This is a genomic window from Caulobacter sp. 17J65-9, from assembly GCF_010975005.1.
GTDB lineage: Bacteria > Pseudomonadota > Alphaproteobacteria > Caulobacterales > Caulobacteraceae > 17J80-11.
Window position 1 is genome coordinate 1 of the sequence record NZ_JAAIVC010000102.1, and the last position, 13,586, is coordinate 13,586.

The 13,586-nt window shown below is 70.3% G+C and carries 16 protein-coding genes and 1 pseudogene; 10 read left to right on the forward strand and 7 right to left on the reverse strand.

Translation table 11 applies throughout. The features are described from left to right. Positions 1 to 292 precede the first annotated feature (292 nt). The 6 genes from mtgA to G3573_RS22460 form a co-directional block, all read right to left on the reverse strand. On the reverse strand, positions 293 to 1,009 hold the full coding sequence (gene mtgA / locus G3573_RS14360) for a monofunctional biosynthetic peptidoglycan transglycosylase (protein ID WP_163261927.1): 717 nt from the start codon (positions 1,007 to 1,009) through the stop codon (positions 293 to 295). A gap of 58 nt (positions 1,010 to 1,067) precedes the next feature. After that, the gene (locus tag G3573_RS14365) at positions 1,068 to 2,045 is read right to left on the reverse strand and encodes a WD40 repeat domain-containing protein (RefSeq protein WP_163261928.1); all 978 of its coding nucleotides are present in this window, start codon (positions 2,043 to 2,045) and stop codon (positions 1,068 to 1,070) included. Between the two features lie 201 nt (positions 2,046 to 2,246). Then, complete coding sequence (locus G3573_RS14370; RefSeq protein WP_163261929.1) at positions 2,247 to 3,320, reverse strand: GTP-binding protein; 1,074 nt, start codon at positions 3,318 to 3,320, stop codon at positions 2,247 to 2,249. A gap of 56 nt (positions 3,321 to 3,376) precedes the next feature. Continuing rightward, a complete protein-coding gene (locus G3573_RS14375; RefSeq protein ID WP_163261930.1) occupies positions 3,377 to 4,225 on the reverse strand; it encodes a metal ABC transporter permease in 849 nt (282 codons plus the stop codon). After that, positions 4,225 to 4,971 (reverse strand): zinc ABC transporter ATP-binding protein AztA, encoded by a 747-nt coding sequence (gene aztA / locus G3573_RS14380; protein ID WP_163261931.1) that lies wholly within the window; start codon positions 4,969 to 4,971, stop codon positions 4,225 to 4,227. The genes G3573_RS14375 and aztA overlap by 1 nt, the downstream gene beginning before the upstream one ends. Beyond that, on the reverse strand, positions 4,968 to 5,090 hold the full coding sequence (locus G3573_RS22460; protein WP_255500936.1) for a hypothetical protein: 123 nt from the start codon (positions 5,088 to 5,090) through the stop codon (positions 4,968 to 4,970). The genes aztA and G3573_RS22460 overlap by 4 nt, the downstream gene beginning before the upstream one ends. A 193-nt stretch (positions 5,091 to 5,283) precedes the next feature. On the opposite strand from G3573_RS22460, the gene rplU reads away from it, so the two are divergent. The 3 genes from rplU (at position 5,284) to G3573_RS14395 (ending at position 6,844) form a co-directional block, all read left to right on the forward strand. Beyond that, entirely contained in the window at positions 5,284 to 5,868 is a 585-nt protein-coding gene (gene rplU / locus G3573_RS14385; RefSeq protein ID WP_163261932.1) for a 50S ribosomal protein L21, read from the forward strand. Positions 5,869 to 5,893: 25 nt separating this feature from the next. Continuing rightward, positions 5,894 to 6,163, forward strand: a complete 270-nt coding sequence (gene rpmA, locus G3573_RS14390; protein ID WP_163261933.1) for a 50S ribosomal protein L27 — start codon at positions 5,894 to 5,896, stop codon at positions 6,161 to 6,163. A gap of 147 nt (positions 6,164 to 6,310) precedes the next feature. Then, positions 6,311 to 6,844: a GNAT family N-acetyltransferase gene (locus tag G3573_RS14395; protein WP_163261934.1), complete on the forward strand. Its 534-nt coding sequence runs from the start codon at positions 6,311 to 6,313 to the stop codon at positions 6,842 to 6,844. A 13-nt stretch (positions 6,845 to 6,857) separates the two neighbouring features. On the opposite strand, the gene G3573_RS14400 is transcribed toward G3573_RS14395, so the two are convergent. Continuing rightward, on the reverse strand, positions 6,858 to 7,751 hold the full coding sequence (locus tag G3573_RS14400; RefSeq protein WP_163261935.1) for a hypothetical protein: 894 nt from the start codon (positions 7,749 to 7,751) through the stop codon (positions 6,858 to 6,860). Between the two features lie 323 nt (positions 7,752 to 8,074). On the opposite strand from G3573_RS14400, the gene obgE reads away from it, so the two are divergent. The 7 genes and pseudogenes from obgE to G3573_RS14435 all read left to right on the forward strand — a co-directional run. Beyond that, positions 8,075 to 9,133 (forward strand): GTPase ObgE, encoded by a 1,059-nt coding sequence (obgE, locus tag G3573_RS14405; protein WP_163261940.1) that lies wholly within the window; start codon positions 8,075 to 8,077, stop codon positions 9,131 to 9,133. After that, positions 9,121 to 9,777, forward strand: coding sequence for a nicotinate-nucleotide adenylyltransferase (locus G3573_RS14410; RefSeq protein WP_346427388.1), 657 nt, complete (start codon positions 9,121 to 9,123; stop codon positions 9,775 to 9,777). Before obgE ends, G3573_RS14410 begins: the two co-directional genes overlap by 13 nt. A 119-nt stretch (positions 9,778 to 9,896) precedes the next feature. After that, positions 9,897 to 10,271 (forward strand): ribosome silencing factor, encoded by a 375-nt coding sequence (rsfS, locus tag G3573_RS14415; protein WP_163261936.1) that lies wholly within the window; start codon positions 9,897 to 9,899, stop codon positions 10,269 to 10,271. Between the two features lie 6 nt (positions 10,272 to 10,277). Further along, entirely contained in the window at positions 10,278 to 10,745 is a 468-nt protein-coding gene (rlmH, locus tag G3573_RS14420) for a 23S rRNA (pseudouridine(1915)-N(3))-methyltransferase RlmH (protein WP_163261937.1), read from the forward strand. A 31-nt stretch (positions 10,746 to 10,776) separates the two neighbouring features. Further along, positions 10,777 to 11,883, forward strand: a complete 1,107-nt coding sequence (locus G3573_RS14425) for a peptidoglycan DD-metalloendopeptidase family protein (RefSeq protein ID WP_163261938.1) — start codon at positions 10,777 to 10,779, stop codon at positions 11,881 to 11,883. A 61-nt stretch (positions 11,884 to 11,944) separates the two neighbouring features. Continuing rightward, positions 11,945 to 13,306 (forward strand): S41 family peptidase, encoded by a 1,362-nt coding sequence (locus G3573_RS14430; RefSeq protein WP_163261939.1) that lies wholly within the window; start codon positions 11,945 to 11,947, stop codon positions 13,304 to 13,306. 83 nt (positions 13,307 to 13,389) lie between these two features. Further along, positions 13,390 to 13,586: pseudogene (locus G3573_RS14435) on the forward strand (divergent polysaccharide deacetylase family protein); the annotation flags it as partial.

Genomic DNA, 13,586 nt, shown 5'->3' on the forward strand with positions numbered 1-13,586 from the left:
GGCGTGGCCGGCGTGGCCGGGGTCGGCGCCGTCGAGGCGCTCGGAGTGGTGGCGCAACCGGCCAGCGCGCACGCGGCGGCGGCGGTCATCAGAAGGCGTTTCATTGCGGTGATTTCCTCCCAGAGCGGCGATAGCCGAAAGTGGATGCCGGTTTCGGCGCGATCGCCGCTCCACCATTATGATTCTAGAGCCTTCATTCCCGTCTCATTCGAGACGGGAAGGCTCTAGGCGGCGGCCGCTCGCGGGCGACCGCCGTTCCGGGAGGCATGGGAAGCGGCTTAGCGCCGCAAGGTCAAGGTTTTCCGCTCGGATAGACGCAGGTCGCCAGGCCCTCGTGGCGCACCGTGCCCGACGCCGCCGAGATCTTCGAGGAGCGCTTGCGCACGTAGGGGCCCGATCCGGCCGCCTTCCACTTGCGGGGACTGGGCAGGATGGCCGCCAGGCGGGCGGCTTCCTTCTTGGTGAGCTGGTCGGCGCTCTTGCCGTACCACTTCTGCGAGGCGGCCTCGGCGCCGTAGACGCCCGGCGCCCACTCCACCACGTTCAGGTAGACCTCGATGATCCGCTTCTTGGGCCACAGCGCCTCGATCAGGACGGTGTAGTAGGCCTCCAGCCCCTTGCGGACCCAGCTTCGCTGCGGCCACAGGAAGACGTTCTTGGCGGTCTGCTGGCTGATGGTCGAGCCGCCCCGCACCTTGCGATGGCCCTCGTTGTGCTTCATCGCCTTCTCGATGGCGTCGAAGTCGAAGCCGTGGTGCGAGCAGAACTTGGCGTCCTCGGCGGCGATCACCGCATAGACCAGGTTCGGCGAGATCTTCTTCAGGGGGCGCCACTTGTGGTGCAGGCCCTCGCCCTCGAAGGCGCGGTCGACCATCAGGTAGGTGACCGGCACGGGCACCCAACGGTGCACCAGCACGCCCAGCGGCGGCAGGATCAGCACCGCGCCCAGCAGCACGATCAGAACCGTGCGCAGGCTCTTCCTCAACTTCGCGTACTTCTTGCCGGCCATGACGCTCACTCCCCCGACGCTAGGCTAGCCGAGCGCCTCGCCCGGGTTAAGCCCCCGCTCAGACCGCGACGGCCAGAACGCCGGCGCCGCCGTCCTCGTCGCCCCAGGCCAGGCGGTCGGCCTTGGGCGACAGCGACAGCGCTGTCACGGCCGCGCCCTTCTCGGCCTTCACCCGCTCCAGCTTGGAGGTCTTCAGGTCGGCGACCCACAGGCGCCCGTCGTCGAGGCCGGCGGCCAGCACGGTCTTGTCCGGCGCGCCGGACACGCGGGTGACCATGGCGCTCTCGTCATGGCCGATCTCGGCGGCTTCCTTGCCCATCGGCCCGTTGTTGCCGGTGAACTGCCACACGACCGCGCCGTTGGCCCCGGAGGTGGCCAGCAGCATGCCCTTGGCCAGGAAGCTCAGGCTTTTGATCTTGGCCGGATAGCCGCCCATGCGCATGTCCTTGGCGTCGGACAGCCGCCAGCCGTGCAGCGCGTTCTCCTGCATGGCGGTGACCAGGAACTTGCCGTCCGGGCTCCAGACCACGCCGACGTGCGAGCCGGCCCACTTCAGGGTCTGCGGCTTCTGCTCGGCGATGCGGGCGAACCAGACCGCCGCCCCGCCGTAGGTGGCGCAGGCCAGCTTGCGGCCCTTGGCGTCGAAGGCCAGGTCGGCGACCGAGCGCTCGTGGGCGAACACGCGCGCGAAGGCCGCGTCCTTGGCGTCCAGCACGCGGGCTTCCTTGCCGACCGCGTAGGCGATCAGGCCGGTTTCCGGCGCGGCCGCCACGGCGTCGATCCACCGGCCGCGCGCATCGGCCAGTTCGACCGCGCCGTCGGCCTTCGACCAGACCAGACGCCCGTCGTCGCCGCCGGTGACCACGCCCTCGCCCGACGGATGCGGGGCGGCGCACTGCACCGAGCCGTTCGGGTGCGCCTCGACGGTCTCGCCGGTCTCGAACCGCACGGTGCCGTCGCCCAGCGCGAAGGCGGCGCGGCCGGAGCGCTCGAACAGGGCGGCGGTGACGTAGGCGTCGAAGGCGAAGGCGGTCATGGGCGGGCTCATAGCGTGCGGGGCGAAAGCTGTCGCCGATCGCAAATTCAAAGGGCGTCATCCCGGAAAGCGCGCAGCGCTTATCCGGGACCCAGCAAGCTCGAGCTCAACGCTGCGATGCGCGCTGCAAAGATCGCGGCGCTTGCTGGGTCCCGGCTCTCCGCTGCGCTTCGCTACGCTGCGGCCGGGATGACGGGGAGATTACGCCGCGCAGGCCTCGAAGCCTTCGCGCAGCTTGGCGGCGTCGAGGTTGCGGCCGATGAAGACCGCGCGGCTCCAGCGGCGCTCGTCGGACTTCCACGGCTGCTGCAGGTCGCCTTCCAGGATCATGTGCACGGCCTGGAAGACCAGGCGCCGGTCCTCGCCCTTCACGTCGACGATGCCCTTGGCGCGCAGGATGTCGGGGCCCTGGTCGGCCAGCACCTTGTCGATCCAGGCGGTGAACTTGTTTCCGTCCACCGGCCGCTCCAGCGACAGGCTGACGCCCTTGATGTCGTCCTGGTGGGCGTGGCCGCGCGCGCCCTCGTGGTGATGGTGGTGGTCGTGCCCGTGGTCATGACCATGGTGGTGGTCGTGATCATGGTCGTGGCCGCAGTGCTCGTCGTGCACGTGGCCGGGCTCGCCGTGGGCCGGGTTCAGGAATTCCGGCTGCAGGTCGACGATGCGCTCCAGGTCGAAGGCGTTGCGGCCCAGGATCGTCCCCAGCGGCACGTTCGAGCGCTGGGCGCGGTGGATCGGGGCCAGCGGGTTGAGGCCGCGCAGGCGCGCCTCGACCCGGGCCAGCTCCGCCTCGGAGACCAGGTCGGTCTTGTTCAGGATGATCTGGTCGGCGAAGGCGATCTGCTCGCGCGCCTCCCGGGAGTCGTCCAGGCGGGCCTCGACGTGCTTGGCGTCGACCACGGTGGTGACGCTGTCCAGCTTGGTGCGCGCCTTCACCTCGTCGTCGACGAAGAAGGTCTGGGCGACCGGGCCGGGGTCGGCGAGGCCCGTGGTCTCGACCACGATGGCGTCGAACTTGCCCTTGCGCTTCATCAGGCCGGACAGCACGCGGATCAGGTCGCCGCGCACCGTGCAGCAGACGCAGCCGTTGTTCATCTCGAACACTTCCTCGTCCGCGCCGACGACGAGGTCGTTGTCCACGCCGATCTCGCCGAACTCGTTGACGATGACGGCGTAGCGCTTGCCGTGGTCCTCGGTGAGGATGCGGTTCAGGAGCGTGGTCTTGCCTGCGCCCAGATAGCCGGTGAGCACGGTGACGGGAATTTGCTGGGTCATGCGGTCTCTCTAGTCGGCCCTAAGGCCGAAACGAAGGGGCGGCCGAAGCGAAAGGGTCAGCCTTCCAGATGGGCGCGACCGGGCAGGCTTTGAAGCAGGCCGCGGTTGGGGCCGAACAGCGCGGAAACGACGAACAGGGCGGCGGCGCACAGGACCATGGCCGCGCCGGGCTCCACCGTGTAGGCGCGGGCGGCCAGGAGGCCCACGCCGCTGGCCAGGGTGGAGAGCAGCACCGCCGCGCCGATCTGGCCTGCGAAGCTGCGGGCCCAGAAGCGCGCGGCCGCCGCCGGGATCATCATCAGGCCCACGGTCATCAGCGCCCCGAAGGCGCGGAAGCCGGCCACCAGGTTCAGCGCCACCAGGCACATCAGCAGCGCGTGCAGCGCGCCGCCGGGCACGCCGGTGGTGCGCATGAACACCGGGTCGGCCGCCTCGGCCGCGAAGCCGCGCATGAATAGAGCCAGCGACAGGATGGTGGCGGTCGCGGCGCCGGCCGCGAACACCAGGCCGGCCGGGTCCAGCGCCTTAACGTCGCCGAACAGCAGCCCGTGCAGGGCCTCGCCGTCGGCGGTGCGGCCCAGGATCAGCACGCCCACCGCCAGCGCGCTCAGATAGAGCACGGCGAAGGAGGCGTCCTCGGGCAGGCGCTGGGTGCGCGACAGCAGGCTGGACAGGACGGCCACGACCAGGCCGGCGGTCAGGGCGCCGAAGGTCAGCGCCCAGGGGTCGGCCCCGGCGATCAGGAAGGCCAGGGCCGCGCCCGGCAGGATGGCGTGCGAGAGCGCGTCGCCGACCAGGCTCATGCGCCGGCCGATCAGCAGCACGCCCAGCGGCGCGGCGCCGAAGGCCAGGGCGACGGCGCCTGCGCTGGCGCTGGCGAAGACGGCGGCGTTCAAGGTCAGCATCAGGCGTCTTCAGTCCTGCGGCACACGTGGGCGTGCGCGTCGAAGGCCTCCGACAGGCGCCGCGCCTTCAGGAGGTTCTCCGGGCGCAGGGTCTCGCGCGCCGGGCCCCAGGCGACCTTCTCGCGGGCCAATAGAAGAGCGTCGGTGAAGGCGTCGCGGGCCAGCTCCAGGTCGTGCAGCACGACGATCACGGCGCGGCCTTCGCGCGGCCAGCGCTGGATCAGCTCGACCAGGTCGGCGGTGGTCTTCTGGTCGACGGCCGAGAACGGCTCGTCCAATAGTATGAGACGGGCGTCCTGCAGCAGCACGCGCGCGAACAGGGCCCGCTGCAGCTGGCCGCCGGAGACCGCGTTCAGCGGCCGGTCCTCGAAGCCGTGCAGGCCGACCGCCGCGAAAGCGTCGTGCAGGCGCTCGCGGTCGGCGCGACGCAGGCCGCCGAACAGGCCGCGCTTGTTCCAGAAGCCCAGCGCCACCAGTTCGCCCAGGGTCATGGGGAAGTTGCGGTCGACGCCCGGGTCCTGCGGCAGGTAGGCGATGTCGCGCGGCTTCAGCCCCTGCAGCTCGATGCGGCCCGACAGCGGCTCCAGCGCGCCGGCCACGCCTCTCAATAGAGTGGACTTGCCCGAACCGTTCGGCCCGACCACGGCGGTCAGCCGGCCGGCCTCGAACACGCCGTCCAGGTGGTGGACGGCCGGGTGGCGCTCATAGCCGAGCGTGACGTCGTGCAGGCGGACGGCGGCGCTCATCGGGGACCGCCCTGGATGGCCAGCCACACCGCGCCCCAGACGACGGCCAGCGCCACGACGGCCAGCGCCAGGCGCACGAGGGCGCTCGCGTGCAGCAGGTTGAAGCGCGACGGGGTCATGTCTGCGCATATAGCGCGTTATAGTGTAACAGGCGAGGGCTGGGCCGCGACGATTCCGCCACGCGACGGAACCTGTCCAAATAAGGCGCCGCGCTCGCGTTGACTCTGTGTTCGCCCCGAGTATAAGTCACGCCCTCTCGCCCGTGGGCCATCCCGCGGGCGCACATTTTTTTGCGCAAGGTGAGGCGCCCCGATGTACGCGGTGATCAAAACCGGCGGCAAGCAGTACCGGGTTCAGGCCGGCGATCTGCTGGTCGTTGAGAAGCTGGAAGGCGCCCCGGGCGCCGACGTGATGTTCGACCAGATCCTGATGGTCGGCGACGAAGCCGGCGCCGCCGTCGGCGCGCCGCTGGTCGAAGGCGCCTCGGTGACCGGCACGCTGGTCGAAACCCGCAAGGGCGAGAAGGTCAAGATCTTCAAGAAGACCCGCCGCCAGGGCTATCGCCGCACCCGCGGTCACCGCCAGCAGGAGACCGTCATCCGCGTCACCGGCCTGTCGGGCGCCGGCAAGTCGGCCAAGTGGGACGGCACGGTCGACCTGACCCCGAAGGCGGTCCTGGACGCGCGCGCTCGCGGCCTGGGCGACGCCGCCGCCCTGCTGACCCCGATCGCCGCTGAAGCGGCCGCCGTGGTCGCCGAGGTGAAGGGCAAGGGCAAGGCTCCGAAGATCGCCGCCACGGTGGTCGAGCACGCCGATCCGGTTGCGGACGCGCCGAAGAAGGCCGCCCGCGCTAAGAAGAAAACCGACGAAGCCGCCGCCGAAGGCGGCGAGGCCTAAGTCCTAGAGTTCAGGAGCTAGACCTATGGCACATAAGAAGTCCGGCGGTTCGTCGCGCAACGGTCGCGATTCCGAATCCAAACGCCTTGGCGTGAAGAAGTTCGGCGGTGAGCGCGTGCTCGCCGGCAACATCCTCGTCCGCCAACGCGGCACCAAGTTCCATGCCGGCGACAACGTCGGGATGGGCCGCGATCACACTCTGTTCGCCACCGCGCAAGGCGCCGTGAAGTTCACGACCAAGCGCGACAACAAGTGTTTCGTGTCCGTAATCCCGGCTCTACAGGCCGCCGAATAGGCGCGAGCTAGAACGCACACGTTCCGGATCGCGCCGCCCACAAAGCAGCGATCCGGACGAGGAAATTCCAAGCGGGGAGTCCGGATCGCCGGGCTCCCCGTTTTCTTTTTCCCGCAGCCCGGGGCCTCGGCCCCAAAGGAGGCTGGCATGTGCGTGATCGAGTTCTCCCCCCGGATCGAAACCCGGCGCCTGACCCTGCGCGCTCCGGAAGAGGGTGACGTGGCCCGACTGGCCTGTCTGGCCGACGATCGGGACATCGCGCGGATGACCACGCGCATGCCGCATCCCTACAGCCTGGCCGACGCCGAGGAGTTCGTGGCCCGCACGGCCGCGCAGGATCCCAGGCGCGAGAACACCTTCGTCCTCGATCACGAGGACGAGGGGCCGATCGGCGTGCTCGGTTTCTTCCACGACGCCGATCCCTATCCGGAGGTCGGCTACTGGATCGGCCGGCCGTTCTGGGGACGCGGCTTCGCGACCGAGGCGGCGGAGGGCGCGCTCGACTGGGCGCGCCGGCGCTGGAAGAAGCGGGCGGTGGTCGCCGGCCACTTCACCGACAATCCGGCCTCGGGCCGCGTGCTCAGCAACGCCGGCTTCCTCTACACCGGCGAGGTGCGCACCAAGCACTCCCGCGCGCGGGGCGAGGACACGCCGATCCGGATGATGGTCTGCCTGCTCTAAGCGAGGGATTGCCTCAGGCGGCGGCGCGCTGCGGTTTCGGCGACTTCGGCCCGTGCCGGAACCGCAGCTCCGCCTTGGTGATCCGGTCGGCCAGGTCTTCCAGCTCGGTGAACAGCGAATAGCTGCGGTAGGCGTCGATCTCGTTCACCGCCGTCTGGGCGCGCGGCAGGAACTCGCACCAGCGCTTCCACGCCGGGTGGGCGTCGCGCGCCTTGGTGTCCTTCAGGCTCAGCGGCTCCCATAGGCCCAACTCGGTCAGGAGCTTGCGGGAGTCGCGCAGTACCGGCACGGCGATGTAGGCGAACAGGAAGGCGGGCGTGGCCGCGCGGCTGTAGGCCGGCCGGATGCGCAGGTGCCAGGCCTTGTAGGCCTGCAGGAAACCCGAGCGTCGCTCGGCGTCCGGCGGCAGCCATGAGGCGTTGGCGTTGATCAGTTCGTCCGCGGCGGTCGACTGGTGCACCACCTCGTCGGCGGTGCGCCCCTCGTTCAGCGCCGAGGAGAAGGTGGCCATCGGGATCTGCAGGACCTTGGCCACGTCGGTGTGGGCGACCTGGCGGCCCTGGACGGTGGTCCACTGGGCCATGGCGTCGGGCCTCAGCGCGTCGGCCGGCGGCACGAACTTCTTCGGCGGCTTGGCCGGATCGCACCAGCAGACCCGTCCCGGGCCGTAGCTGATCTCGTTGGGGTCGTAGAAGGTCAGGACATGGCCGACCTGCGGGCAGGGCCCCATGTCGGCCAGGAACCGCTTGAACTCGCGCCAGCTCGGGTTCAGGCCGCGTCCGCGATGGAACAGCATGCCCCGGTGGGCGCCCGCCTCGATCGGATACTTCCGCATCAGGTCGGGTAGACTCAATCTCTCGATGTCGTCCTCCCAGGACGACACGGCGATATCAGCGCTCTGCGACACCGCTGTTCCCTCCGGCCCGCGCTTCTACACGAGCCCTCGGCCGTCTTGTCGCACTGGAGTCTCTAAATATTGATTACGCTTACCGGTGCGCAAACCTCGTTGTGGACCCGGGTTTGTTGATCGCTGGATGGCCGACAATCCATTTACTCTACGCTTCGGATCGGAAGCTTGCGGACAGGTCTGCGGAGGTCCGTGAACGGCGACCGGCGGGGCCGTAAAGCACGAACGCGGCCCGCTTGAACGGCCATGGGGGGCGCGCCGCGCCGGATTGGATCACCACGACCCCCTCGACCTTCGCGCGCCCCTGGTTCACAACCCCGCGCATGAAGTTCCTCGACCAGTGCAAGATCTTTATCCGCTCCGGCAACGGCGGCGGCGGAGCCGTGTCGTTCCGCCGGGAGAAGTTCATCGAATACGGCGGCCCTGACGGCGGCGACGGCGGCCGCGGCGGCGACGTGTGGATCGAGGCGGTCGAGGGCCTGAACACCCTGATCGACTACCGCTACCAGCAGCACTTCAAGGCCCAGACCGGCATGCACGGCGCGGGGCGCCAGATGAACGGCCCGGCCGGCGACGACGTGGTGCTGAAGGTGCCGGTCGGCACCCAGGTCTATGAAGAGGATCGCGAGACCCTGATCGCCGACCTCGACCACGCCGGCATGCGCCTGCGCCTGCTTAAGGGCGGCAACGGCGGCTTCGGCAACGTGCACTTCAAGGGCCCGATCAACCAGGCGCCCCGCTTCGCCATGCCCGGCCAGGACGGCCAGGAGAAGTGGGTCTGGATGCGGCTGAAGCTGATCGCCGACGCCGGCCTGGTCGGCCTGCCCAACGCCGGCAAGTCGACCTTCCTGGCGGCGGTCTCGGCGGCCCGGCCGAAGATCGCCGACTATCCGTTCACGACGCTGACGCCCAACCTCGGCGTGGTCGACCTGTCGACCAACGAGCGCTTCGTCATCGCCGACATTCCCGGCCTGATCGAGGGCGCGTCGGAAGGCGCGGGCCTGGGCACCAAGTTCCTCGGCCACGTCGAGCGCACCGCCGTGCTGGTCCACCTGGTCGACGGCACGCAGGACGACGTCGCCGGCGCCTACCGCACCATCCGCGGCGAACTGGAGGCCTACGGCGAAGGCCTGGCGGATCGGCCGGAGCTGCTGGCCCTGAACAAGGCCGACGCCCTGACCCCGGAACTGCGCGACGAGAAACTCGCCGAGCTCGAAGAGGCCGCCGGCAAGCGCCCGTTCGTGATCTCCGGCGTCTCCGGCGAGGGCGTGACCGAGCTGTTGCGCGCCGCCTGGGGTGAAATCCGCGAGAAGCGGGCCGAGGAAAAGCGGGCCGAAAGGCAGGCCGACGACGAGCCCGACGCCGGCGAGTGGCGCCCCTGAGCGGCGGCTCGCCGCGCGCGCCGCTCCGCCCGGGCTTCCATCTGGAGCCCGGCATGCGGGTCGGCGTGTTCGGCGGCTCGTTCAACCCGGCCCACGCCGGCCACGCCCACGTCACCGAGACGGCCATGAAGCGGCTGGGCCTGGACCGGGTGATCTGGCTGGTCTCGCCGCAGAACCCGCTGAAGTCCGACCGGGACACCGCGCCGCTGGCCGCACGCATGGCCGGCGCGAAGGCCGTGGCGCCGAAGGGGGCCCTGGTCTCCGACTTCGAGACCCGGGCCGGGACCCGCTACACCATCGACACCCTGCGCGCGCTGAAGGCCCGTTTCCCCGGCGTGCGCTTCGTCTGGATCATGGGCGCCGACAACCTGGCCCAGTTTCATCGCTGGCGGGCCTGGCGGGAGATCGCCCGGCTGGTCCCCGTCGCCGTCGTGGCCCGGCCCGGCCCCGAGGCGCTGAAAGGCCGCACCTCGCCGTTCGCCCGGCGCTTCGTCCGCGCCCGCCTGCCGGAGCCCGCGGCCAGGGCCCTGCCGACCGCGAAAGCGCCTGCCTGGGCCTACCTCGTCGCGCCGCTGCACACGGTGTCTTCGACCGCCATTCGGGCCGGAACCGCGGCGAAACGCGCGGCGCCGCTCGCCGGATGACCTGAGGCCCCTTACGTGATAGGGTTCACGTCACGGCCAGGCCGTAGAGGAGTTTGAAGCTGAGTCGCCCCCCTGCGCATGACGCGCAATCGAACGCGGTGTCCAACACGTCTCATGAGATGGACCCGGTTCACCCGCTGCGAGATGAAGACGTTTCGCTCGAAGAACTGATCCTGAAGCGCCTGGACGACGACAAGGCCCAGGAGATCGTTCACATCGACCTGAAGGGCAAGAGTTCGGTCGCTGACTCCATGATCGTGGCGTCGGGCCGATCGACGCGCCACGTCGGCGCGCTGGCCGACCACCTGCTGCGCGCCCTGAAGGACGCCGGCTACGGTCGTGCGCGGGTCGAAGGCCTGCCGCACTGCGACTGGGTGCTGATCGACGCCGGGGACGTGGTGATCCACCTGTTCCGGCCCGAGGTCCGCCTCTTCTACAACATCGAGAAGATCTGGTCGGTCGACGCGCCGCACCGGACTCCGGCTGCTGTCTAAACGCGTATGCGGGTGACCATCGCGGCTGTCGGGCGGCTCGGCCGTTCGCCCGAGGCCGCCATGGCCCGCGACTACGCCGAGCGGGCGACGGCCGCGGGCCGCGCCCTGGGCCTGGGCCCCGTCGACATCCTGGAAATCGAGCCGCGCAAGCCCGGCAAGGCCGCCGAGGGCGAAGCCCTGCTGGAGGCGATCGGGCCGGGCGCCTACCTGGTCGCCTGCGACGAGCGGGGCGAGACCTTCCGCTCGCGCGATTTCGCGGCGCGGGTCGAGCGCCTGCGCGATCAGGGCGAGCGGCGGCTGGTGTTCTTCATCGGCGGCGCCGACGGCCTGTCCGACGAGGTGCGCGCGGCCACCCGTTTCAAGCTGGCCTTCGGACCGCAGACCTGGCCGCACGCGTTGGCCCGGGTGATGCTGGCCGAGCAGGTCTATCGCGCCGTCACCATCCTGGGCGGCTCGCCCTATCACCGCGATTGAGCGCCGCCCCAGCAGCGCTATAGCTAGCCCCATGCTTCGCCGCGTCGCTTCCGTCCTGGCCGTCGTGACCCTGGCCTCCACGCCCGCGTGGGGACAGAAGGGCAATCGCGACGAGATCGACCGGCTGGAAGCCGAGCGCCAGGACAAGGCGCGCGAGAGCGAACAGCTGCGCGCCCAGGCCCGCGACGCTTCCCAGGAGATCGAGCGGCTGCGCTCGCAACTGGTGTCGCTGGCCCAGCGCCAGTCGACCGACGAGGCCGACGTCGCCTCCCAGCGGGCCCGCTTCGACCGGCTGAACGCGCGCGAGAGCGAGCTGACCGCCCGCATGAGCCGCAACCGCGCCAAGCTGACGCGCCTGCTGGGCGCGTTGCAGCTGTACACCCGCGATCCGCCGCCGGCGCTGCTGGTGTCGCCGGACTCCGCCACCGACGCCGTGCGCGCCGCCATCCTGATGCGCGCCGTGGCCCCGGAGCTGGAGCGCCGGGCCGACGCGCTGAAGGGCGAGGCGGAAGAGATCAACCGGCTGCGCCGCGAAGCGGCGCTGGCCGGCGAGGCCCTGTTCACCGCCGAGAGTAACGCCGCCGACCGCCGCGCCGAGATCGAGCGCCTGATCCGCGAGAAGTCCTATCTGGAGGCGCGCCTCTCCAGCGACGCCGAGACCGCCGAGCGCGAGGCGCGCGCCCTGGCCGAGCGAGTGCAGGATCTGGGCGGGCTCATTCAGGGCCTGTCGCATCCTGGCGAGGCCGGGGCCGGGCCGGGGCGGATGTCCGCGCCGGTGCAGGGCGAGCTGATCCGCCGCTTCGGCCAGAGCGCCGGCGCCGGGCGTTCCGACGGCTGGACCTGGCGCACCGAACGCTCGGCCCAGGTCCTGGCCCCGGCCGCCGGGGTGGTCGCCTACGCCGGCCCGCTGAAGCAGTGGGGCGAGGTGGTGATCCTGCGCATGGGCGGCGGCTACCACGTGGTGGTCGCCGGTCTGGACGAGGTCTCGGCCCGGACCGGACGATCCGTCGCGGCCGGGGAACCGATCGGCCGCATGAGCGGCTCTTCCGGACCGCCGCCGGAACTCTATCTTGAAATTCGCCGCAACGAAGCGCCGGTCGATCCGGCGCGGTGGCTCGACGAAGGTCGTCGGGACTGATTTGATGCGTGGCCGAGAGCGTCCATGGCGGACGCCCGGGCCTGGAAGCGCGAGGACGTGAATGCGCAAGCTGCTGGTGATCGGTGTTTCGGCCTTGGCGTTGAGCGCGGGCGCGGTCGCCTACGCCGCCCAGTCGTCGTTCGCGCCCAAGTCCGAGACCTTCCGCATGCTCGAGCTGTTCGGCGACGTGCTCGCCGTGGTCGAGCAGCAGTACGTCGTCGAGGTCGATGACAAGAAGCTGATCGAAGCGGCCCTGAACGGCATGCTGACCTCGCTCGACCCGCACTCCAACTACATGAACCCGGAAGAGTACAACGACCTGAACGAACGCGCGCGCGGCCAGTACAGCGGCGTGGGCCTGGAGATCACGGTCGACAACAACCTGGTGAAGGTCATCACGCCGATGGACGAGGGCCCGGCCGCCAAGGCGGGCGTGCAGGCTGGCGACGTGATCACCTCGATCGACGGCGAGAACACCGTCGGCATGACCCTGAAGAAGGCCGGCGACAAGCTGCGCGGGGCCATGGGCACCAAGGTGCAGGTCACCTTCGCCCGCGAGGGCGAGGAGAAGCCGATCGAGCGCACTCTGACCCGCGAGGTCATCAACCTGAAGTCCGTCCGCGGGCGGGTCGAGGGCGACTATGGCGTCGTGCGCATCTCCAGCTTCAACCAGAACACCGGCCAGGAGACGGTCGACGCGCTGAACAAGCTGCGCGCCGACAAGCCCGACATGAAGGGCGTCGTGCTGGACCTGCGCAACAACCCCGGCGGCATTCTCGAGCAGTCGGTGGCGGTGGCCGACGCCTTCCTGGAAGGCGGCGAGATCGTCTCCCAGCGTGGCCGCGATCCGCGCGACATCGAGCGCTACAACGCCACCCCGGGCGACCTGGCCCACGGCCTGCCGGTGGTGGTGCTGATCAACTACGGCTCGGCCTCGGCGGCCGAGATCGTGGCCGGCGCCCTGAAGGACCACGAGCGGGCGACGGTGGTCGGCCTGACCAGCTTCGGCAAGGGCTCGGTGCAGACGGTCATGCCGCTGCATGGGGGCCGAGACGGGGCGCTGCGCCTGACCACGGCGCGTTACTACACGCCCTCGGGCCGCTCGATCCAGAAGACCGGCATCGAGCCGGACCTCGAGGTCGCGCGTTCGGCCAAGGAGGCGGAGATCGTCTCGGAGTCGAACTTCATCTACAGCGAAGCCGCCTACTCGAACGCGCTGGACGCCGCCGAGAAGGCCGAGCGCAAGGGGCCGCACAAGCCCACCGAAGCGCCGCCGGCCGGCTTCGACGAGAAGAAGGACTTCCAGCTTGAGCGCGCCTTCCAGGTGCTGGCCGTCAAGGGCGACCTGAAGGCCCTGCCGAAGATCGCCGTCCCCGTCCCGGCCAAGGTGGCCGAGGCGCCGGCTGCGGCGGTGAAAAAATAGGTTAAGACCGTCAGGGTTTCTTAACCCGCCGGACAGACCCTGAGCCTCGGGAAACCTCGTCTTCGAGCCGACGCTCAGGGTTCATGTTCGCCAAACGCCGCCTCGCCCTCGCCGGGACCGCCGCCGCCGCGCCGCAATCGCGGTTCGACGTGCGCGCGCTGCTGGCGTTCGCCAAGAAGCCGCTCGTCGCGCCCGTGGGCGCCGGCGCGCTGTTCATGGGCGCGGCCGCGGTCCTGCTGATGGTCGCCGCCGACCCGCGCGCGGGCGCGCCGTCCGTGCG

Coding starts and splice junctions, on each gene's coding strand:
- G3573_RS14375 (WP_163261930.1), bottom strand. CDS start 4,225: ATGCTGACCTTGAACGCCGCCGTCTTCGCCAGCGCCAGCGCAGGCGCC.
- G3573_RS14370 (WP_163261929.1), bottom strand. CDS start 3,320: ATGACCCAGCAAATTCCCGTCACCGTGCTCACCGGCTATCTGGGCGCA.
- mtgA (WP_163261927.1), bottom strand. CDS start 1,009: ATGGCCGGCAAGAAGTACGCGAAGTTGAGGAAGAGCCTGCGCACGGTT.
- rlmH (WP_163261937.1), top strand. CDS start 10,278: ATGCGGGTGACCATCGCGGCTGTCGGGCGGCTCGGCCGTTCGCCCGAG.
- rpmA (WP_163261933.1), top strand. CDS start 5,894: ATGGCACATAAGAAGTCCGGCGGTTCGTCGCGCAACGGTCGCGATTCC.
- rsfS (WP_163261936.1), top strand. CDS start 9,897: ATGGACCCGGTTCACCCGCTGCGAGATGAAGACGTTTCGCTCGAAGAA.
- aztA (WP_163261931.1), bottom strand. CDS start 4,971: ATGAGCGCCGCCGTCCGCCTGCACGACGTCACGCTCGGCTATGAGCGC.
- G3573_RS14395 (WP_163261934.1), top strand. CDS start 6,311: ATGTGCGTGATCGAGTTCTCCCCCCGGATCGAAACCCGGCGCCTGACC.
- obgE (WP_163261940.1), top strand. CDS start 8,075: ATGAAGTTCCTCGACCAGTGCAAGATCTTTATCCGCTCCGGCAACGGC.
- G3573_RS14430 (WP_163261939.1), top strand. CDS start 11,945: ATGCGCAAGCTGCTGGTGATCGGTGTTTCGGCCTTGGCGTTGAGCGCG.
- G3573_RS14365 (WP_163261928.1), bottom strand. CDS start 2,045: ATGACCGCCTTCGCCTTCGACGCCTACGTCACCGCCGCCCTGTTCGAG.
- rplU (WP_163261932.1), top strand. CDS start 5,284: ATGTACGCGGTGATCAAAACCGGCGGCAAGCAGTACCGGGTTCAGGCC.
- G3573_RS22460 (WP_255500936.1), bottom strand. CDS start 5,090: ATGACCCCGTCGCGCTTCAACCTGCTGCACGCGAGCGCCCTCGTGCGC.
- G3573_RS14425 (WP_163261938.1), top strand. CDS start 10,777: ATGCTTCGCCGCGTCGCTTCCGTCCTGGCCGTCGTGACCCTGGCCTCC.